Annotated in this window: 3 protein-coding genes; 2 read left to right on the top strand and 1 reads right to left on the bottom strand. The window is 61.3% G+C overall.

Annotation, left to right across the window (positions count from 1 at the left end):
* Both ACETWG_05890 and ACETWG_05885 read left to right on the top strand, forming a co-directional pair.
* The coding region (locus tag ACETWG_05890) for a CocE/NonD family hydrolase C-terminal non-catalytic domain-containing protein (GenBank protein MFB0516119.1) at positions 1-227 on the top strand (227 nt) is incomplete at its 5' end.
* Between the two features lie 130 nt (positions 228-357).
* On the top strand, positions 358-882 hold the full coding sequence (locus ACETWG_05885; GenBank protein MFB0516118.1) for a permease: 525 nt from the start codon (positions 358-360) through the stop codon (positions 880-882).
* A gap of 470 nt (positions 883-1,352) precedes the next feature.
* On the opposite strand, the gene ACETWG_05880 is transcribed toward ACETWG_05885, so the two are convergent.
* Positions 1,353-2,654 (bottom strand): M3 family metallopeptidase (locus ACETWG_05880; GenBank protein ID MFB0516117.1); only part of this gene is annotated, 1,302 nt, incomplete at its 5' end.

The following is a 2,654-nucleotide window of genomic DNA, read 5'->3' as shown; positions in this document are numbered from 1 at the left end:
CCTTCGAACTCCAAGACGTGCTCCACACGTTCCAGAAAGGTCACTGGATCATGGTCCAGGTGCAGAGCACCTGGTTCCCCCTGGTGGACCGCAACCCGCAGAAGTATGTGGACAATATCTTCCAGGCCCGGGAGGAGGACTTCATCAAGGCGACCCAGCGGGTGTACCGTTCCCTGAAGCACCCGTCGCGCCTGCAGGTGGGCGTCTTGCCGGTTGATGAATATTAAAGGGGCCTATGGCTCAAAGTGGCTAACAATCCACTCCGGTTACCGGTTTACGCACGGCAAGAAGGGATAGTAAGCAATAAGCCAGCTCCTGCTGGGCGCTTACACTTCTGATCCAGAATGATTAGATATCATGACAGCTAAAAAGCAGAGGAAATCAAACATGCTGGTCCCCACCATCATCATGGGCGTCCTGGCCCTTGCACTGCTACTGGTCGGCTTCTGGCGCGGGCAGGGCGAACACCTCACCGGTCTGAAATCGGCCCTGAACATGATCATCGAGATCCTCCCCATGCTGGTCTGCGCCTTTATCGTGGCCAGCATGGTGCAGGCTTTTCTGCCCCGGGAACTCATCTCCCGCTGGGTGGGGCTGGAGTCCGGTTGGCGCGGGCTGCTAATCGGCACTCTGACCGGCGCCCTGACTCCCGGCGGACCCTACGTCAGCCTGCCCATCGCCACCGGGCTGCTGCGGGCCGGGGCCGGCGTCGGCACCATGGTCGCCTTCCTCACCGGCTGGTCCCTGTGGGCCTTCAGCCGCCTGCCCCTCGAAGTGGGCATCCTGGGCTGGAGACTGGCCCTGATCCGCTTCGCCAGCACTTTCTTCTTCGCGCCCATCGCCGGCTGGATCGCGCAGACGCTGTTCGGCAAGACGGTCTGAGACTCCGCCGATCTGCTGTGTTGATACGGCGAGAAATTCAACAAAACCCCGCCATTTTTCCGCATTTTAAAAGATACGCCCGACGAGAGGTGTGAATTCGGGGTGAGGAATTTTCCACTGCACATCAGCGGAGCGGTATGGAGCAGCATTCATCATAGTGATCCAATATAATGCGAAAAGGCCAACTTGTCGTTCGTTCCATGCGCTCCATGCGCGACATGCCGGATATCATCGGCCCCGTTGGTGGCTTCATTCCAATCTTGTGCTTCCTGAAAGACGAACCCCGCCTGCAAACGAAGAAGCCCCCGGCACAGGGCCGGGGGCTTTATATAGGCTGGGCAGCCGGCGCGCCGATTGCCTCTAAATCGCACCAGCGGAGGCCGGTGCCCTGTCGTAACTAGACAATGGACCACCTCCTTTCCGTTAGTTATTAGATACAACCCGGGCAGCAATTTAACACCTGAATCGGGCTAATCCAGCCCTCTTCGTTTGAGGAGGGGTTCGATCCCTGGTTCGCGTCCGCGGAAGCGCAGGTAGAGGGTCATGGGATCTTCGGTGCCGCCGGTTTCCAGGATATTCTCACGGAAGGCACGCGCCGTCTCCTGGTCGAAGAGGCTGGTCTCCTTGAAGGCCTGGAAAGCGTCGGCGTCGAGGACCTCGGCCCAGATGTAGCTGTAGTAGCCCGCGGAATAGCCGCCGGAAAAGATGTGCTGGAAGTAGGTGCTGCGGTAGCGGGTGACGATCTCCGGGATGAGGCCGATGCGGGTCAGGGCGGCATCCTCGAACTCCCTCGGGTTGCGCAGCTCGGCGTCCTCCATGGTGTGCCAGTCCATGTCCAGGTAGGAGGCAGCCAGGTACTCCACGGTGGCGAAGCCCTGGTTGAACAGGCGGGCGTTCTGGATCCGCTCGACGAGGTCGTCGGGGATCGGCTCGCCGGTATGCCAGTGCCGGGCGTAGGACTTGATGACCACGGGCTCGGTGGCCCAGTTCTCCATGATCTGGGAGCAGAGTTCCACGTAGTCGCGGGTTACGGCGGTGCCGGAGAGCCGGTCATAGGTGCAGTTGGACAGCAGGCCCTGGAGGCCGTGGCCGAACTCGTGGAACAGGGTCTCGGCTTCATCCAGGCTGAGTAGGGCGGGCTGGTCGCCGGAGGGCAGGGTGAAATTGTACACGTTGCAGATGATGGGTGTGACCATCTGTCCGCCGCGGCGGGACTGCTTGCGGAAGGAGCTCATCCAGGCCCCGAAGCGTTTGCTGTCCCGGGGGTAGTAGTCGGTCGTGAGCAGCCCGACGTGAGTACCGTCGGCCTCGCGGACCTCGTAGAGCTGGGCATCGGGGTGGTAGAGGGGGATGTCCGTGCGCTCGTGGAAGGTGAGGCCCCAGAGTTTGTTGGCGACGTCGAAGGCGCCCTGGCGCACATTGTCCAGAGCGAAGTAGGGCCGCAGCTGCTCGTCCTCCAGGGCGTACTTGGCCTGCTTGACCTTCTCGGCGTAGTACCACCAGTCCCAGGGCTGGAGCTTAAAGCCGCCGCCTTCGGCATCGATCATGGCCTGAAACTCGGCGGCCTCGGCCTTTGCGCGGGCCAGGGCGGGCACCCAGAGCTGATCGAGGAACTCATAGACCCGGTCGGGGGTTTTGGCCATGTTTTCCTCCAGGACGAAGTGGGCGTGGGTAGGATAGCCGAGGAGTCTGGCACGCTGGACACGGAGGGAGGCCATCCGGGTGAGTATGTCCCGATTATCCAGGCTGTCGCCGTAGTCGCCTTTCATGAT

The organism is Candidatus Neomarinimicrobiota bacterium (genome assembly GCA_041862535.1).
Taxonomy (GTDB): Bacteria; Fidelibacterota; Marinisomatia; order SCGC-AAA003-L08; family TS1B11.
Note: the sequence above shows the minus strand (reverse complement) of the source record. Positions and strands in the feature narration are given on the sequence as shown.

Bases quoted from the DNA above. Each gene is read 5' to 3' on its own strand.
- ACETWG_05885 (MFB0516118.1), top strand. From the start codon at position 358: ATGACAGCTAAAAAGCAGAGGAAATCAAACATGCTGGTCCCCACCATC.